This window comes from Mycobacterium sp. TH-M15 (assembly GCF_057473705.1).
Genome location: NZ_JBYCLB010000425.1, coordinates 1 through 4,112, shown reverse-complemented (window position 1 = coordinate 4,112; position 4,112 = coordinate 1). Strand labels below are relative to the sequence as shown.

Here is a 4,112-nt window from a genome sequence, read left to right as displayed (position 1 = left end):
TCGTCGATCAAGGCCCCGATCAACCCGTTTCGGCCGCGGGCGCTCTCCGCACGCGGCGTGCAGACGACCATCGACGACTTCGCCCGCGCCGCGGCGCTGGCCCGCGACGCCGGCTATGACGGGGTCGAGATCATGGGCAGCGAAGGGTATCTGCTCAACCAGTTCCTGGCGGCGCGCACCAACCGGCGCACCGACGCCTGGGGCGGATCACCGGCGAACCGGCGCAAGTTCCCGGTGCAGGTGGTGGCCCGCGTCCGCGACGCGGTCGGACCCGACTTCATCGTCTGCTACCGGATGTCGATGGCCGACTACGTCGAGGACGGACAGAGCTGGGACGAAGTCCTGGCGCTGGCCACCGATGTCGAGGCGGCCGGCGCGACGATGATCAACTCCGGCTTCGGCTGGCACGAGGCGCGGGTGCCGACCATCGTCACCTCGGTGCCCAACAGCGCGTTCGTCGACATCAGCAACGCCGTCGCCGAACACGTCGACATCCCGGTAGTGGCCTCCAACCGGATCAACATGCCGCAGACCGGCGAACAGATCCTGGCCGACACCAGCGTGCAGCTGATCTCGATGGCCCGACCGATGCTGGCCGACCCGGACTGGGTGCGCAAGGCGATGGAGAACCGCGCCGACGAGATCAACACCTGCATCTCCTGCAACCAGGCCTGCCTGGACCGCGTCTTCGTGCACAAGAAGGCGTCGTGTCTGGTGAATCCGCGGGCCGGTCAGGAGACCAAACTGGTCATCGGCCCCACCCGACGGGCCCGCGGCGTCGCGGTGGTCGGCGCCGGTCCGGCCGGGCTGGCCGCGGCGCTGACCGCCGCACAGCGCGGCCACCGGGTGACGCTCTTCGAGACGAACGACGTCATCGGCGGCCAGTTCGACCTGGCCAAGCGGATTCCCGGCAAGGAGGAGTACGCCGGGACCATCCGCTACTACACCGCCATGCTGCCCAGACACGGGGTGACGCTGCGACTGGGCAGCCCCGCCACCGTCGAGGATCTGGCCGGCTTCGACGAGGTGGTACTAGCCACCGGGGTGCGGCCGCGGATTCCGGACATCGCCGGCATCGACCATCCGATGGTGCTGACCTACGCCGAGGCGATCACCGGGCGGCCGGTCGGCACCGCGGTGGCGGTGGTGGGCGCCGGTGGGATCGGGTTCGACGTCAGCGAGTTCCTGGTCACCGGCGACCCGGCGGCCTCGCCGACGCTGAACCTCAAGGAGTGGAAGGCCGAGTGGGGCGCCGCCGATCCGTGGGAGGCCCGCGGCGCGCTGGTGGCCCCGGTGCCGGCGGCCCCGGCACGCCAGGTGTACCTGCTGGCCCGCACCGCGGGCCGGCAGGGCCGCAAGCTCGGCAAGACCACCGGCTGGGTGCACCGTGCCTCGCTCAAAGCCAAAGGCGTGCAACAGCTCTCCGGGGTGAACTACGAGCGGATCGACGACGGCGGGCTGCACATCAGCGTCGGGTCCAAACACGCCCGTCCGCGGCTGCTGGAGGTGGACAACGTGGTGATCTGCGCCGGCCAGGAGCCGGTGCGCGACCTGGAAGACGGGTTGCGCGCCCGCGGGGTGGCCCCGCACGTCATCGGCGGGGCGGCGCTCGCCGTCGAGTTGGACGCCGAGCGGGCGATCCGGCAGGGCACCGAGCTGGCCGCCCGGCTCTAGCCCGGTCAGTCGCCGAAGAGCCCGACGGTGACGGTCACCGCCACCGCCAGGTCGGCGATCGTCGTGGTCGACTCCGTCGCCGGAGTGGTCGGCGTCAACGTCAACGCCTGGCTCAGCGCGTACACCTTGAACCGGTAGTGGTGCACCCCGCTGCCGGCCGGCGGGCACGGCCCCAGGTACTCGGCCCGGTCGTTCGAGTTCAGGCTCACCACCGCCGTCGACGGCAGAGCGCCGGCGGTGACCTCGGTGCTGGTCACCGGGATGCCGGTGACGACCCAGTGCACGTAGAGCCCGGCCGGCGCGTCCGGATCGTCGACCACCACGGCCAGCGACTCGGCGTCCGGCGGCACGTCGTGCCAGTGCAGCGACGGGGGGACGTCCCGCCCCTCGCAGGTGTACTCGACCGGAATCTTGGTGTTCTCGGCGAAGGCGGGACTGCTCACCGCGAACCCACCGGACTGGGCCGTCGACGACGCGGTGGTGCCTGCCGGCCCGCCGCCCTGGTTCGCCGTGCTGCATCCGACCAGACCGGTGGCGCCGACGAGCGCCAGCGTGAGCGGGACAGCCACCGGTGTCATGGCGGTGTGTATACCCGCTCACCGGCCCGGCGTAAAGAGCTCAGGCGGTCAGCGGCGTGTAGGTGGTGGTGCGCTGCCGGGCCGGCCGGCCGATGCCCTCGGCGATGGCGACCAAATCCGCGACGGTCTTGGCCGACCCGTGCTCGGAGCCGGCCATCCGGGAGATGGTCTCCTCCATCAGGGTGCCGCCCAGGTCGTTGGCGCCGCCGGTGAGCATCACCTGGGTGCGCTGCGGACCCAGCTTGACCCAGCTGGTCTGGATCTGCGAGATGCGGCCGTGCAGCATGATCCGGGCCAGCGCGTGCACCGCCCGGTTGTCCCGGTGGCTGGGGCCCGGCCGGGCGCCGCCGGACAGATACAGCGGCGAGCTCTGGTGCACGAACGGCAGCGGGACGAACTCGGTGAAACCGCCGGTGCGGTCCTGCACGGCACGTAGCACGCGCAGGTGCGACACCCAGTGCCGCGGCGAATCGATGTGGCCGTACATCATCGTCGAACTCGACGGCAGCCCGACCTCGTGCGCGGTGCTGATCACCTCCACCCACATCGAGGTCGGCAGCTTGCCCTTGGTCAGCACCCAGCGGACCTCGTCGTCGAGGATCTCGGCGGCGGTGCCCGGGATGGAGTCCAGCCCGGCTTCGCGCAGGCTGACCAGCCACTCCCGAATGCTCAACCCGCTCTTGGACACCCCGTTGGTGACCTCCATCGGAGAGAACGCGTGCACGTGCATCGACGGCACCCGGGCCTTGACCGCGCGGACCAGGTCCGCGTACCCGGTGACCGGCAGTTCCGGGTTGATCCCGCCCTGCATGCACACCTCGGTGGCGCCGGCCAGGTGCGCCTCGAAGGCCCGCTCGCCGACCTCGGCGTTGGAGAGCGAGTAGGCGTCGGCGTCCCCCTTGCGCTGGGCGAAGGCACAGAACCGGCAGCCCACGTAGCAGATGTTGGTGAAGTTGATGTTCCGGTTGACCACGTAGGTCACGTCGTCGCCGACGGCGTCGCGGCGCAGCGAATCAGCCAGGGCGGCAACCGCGTCCAGGGCCGGACCGTCGGCGGTGGCCAGCGCCAGGTACTCGGCGTCGGTGCAGCCGGCCGGGTCGCGCTCGGCCGAGCGCAGCGCGGCGAGCACATCGGTGTCCACCCGCTCGGGCGCGCGGGCGGCCAGCTCGGCCACCTTCTCCCGGATCGACTCCCAGTCGCCGAACGCGCTCTCCAGGTCGCTGCGGGTCTCGGTCGCCCGGCCCTCGGTGTCGATCGTGGTATGCAGGTCCACCCGGCCGGCCGACGCCACCTCGTCGGGCTCCTGCCACGGCAGCCCGACCGGCGTGACATCGCGGGCCCAGCCGGTCGCCGGATCTGCCAGCGCCGAGACGTGCCGCTGGACCCGCGGGTCGATCCACGCCCCGCCCGCCAGCACGTAGTCGGGCTGCGCGGTCAGCCGCTGCACCAGCTCGTAGCCGGCCCGCTCGGTGATCGCGGCCAGCTCGTCCAGCGCCGGCCACGGGCGCTCCGGGTTCACGTGGTCGGGGGTGAGCGGCGACACGCCCCCCCAGTCGTCCACCCCGGCACCGATCAGCGCCAGGCACTCGTCGGCCGACACCAGGTTCGGCGGCGCCTGCACCCGCATCTTCGGACCGAGCACCAGCCGCGCCGCCGCGACCGTCGCGACGAAGTCGTCGAAGCCGGCGTCCGGCGTCGACGCCATCGCGGTGTGTTCCTTGGCCCGGAAGTTCTGCATGATCACTTCCTGGACGTGGCCGAATTCCTTGTGCACCTTGCGGATCGCGTGCAGGGTGTCGGCCCGCTCTTCGAGCGTCTCGCCGATGCCGACCAGCAGGCCGGTGGTGAACGGGATGGAGA

The 4,112-nt window shown here is 71.5% G+C and carries 3 protein-coding genes; 1 reads left to right on the top strand and 2 read right to left on the bottom strand.

Annotated features, from left to right (window positions below; genetic code table 11):
* Nucleotides 1-1,674: FAD-dependent oxidoreductase (locus AC2VNT_RS10260; protein ID WP_486946752.1), on the top strand; the 1,674-nt coding region annotated here is incomplete at its 5' end.
* A 5-nt stretch (nt 1,675-1,679) separates the two neighbouring features.
* Here the strand turns inward: AC2VNT_RS10260 and AC2VNT_RS10255 are convergent.
* Complete coding sequence (locus AC2VNT_RS10255; RefSeq protein ID WP_486946751.1) at nt 1,680-2,243, bottom strand: YbhB/YbcL family Raf kinase inhibitor-like protein; 564 nt, start codon at nt 2,241-2,243, stop codon at nt 1,680-1,682.
* 49 nt (nt 2,244-2,292) lie between these two features.
* Nucleotides 2,293-4,112: bifunctional FO biosynthesis protein CofGH (locus AC2VNT_RS10250; protein WP_486946750.1), on the bottom strand; the 1,820-nt coding region annotated here is incomplete at its 5' end.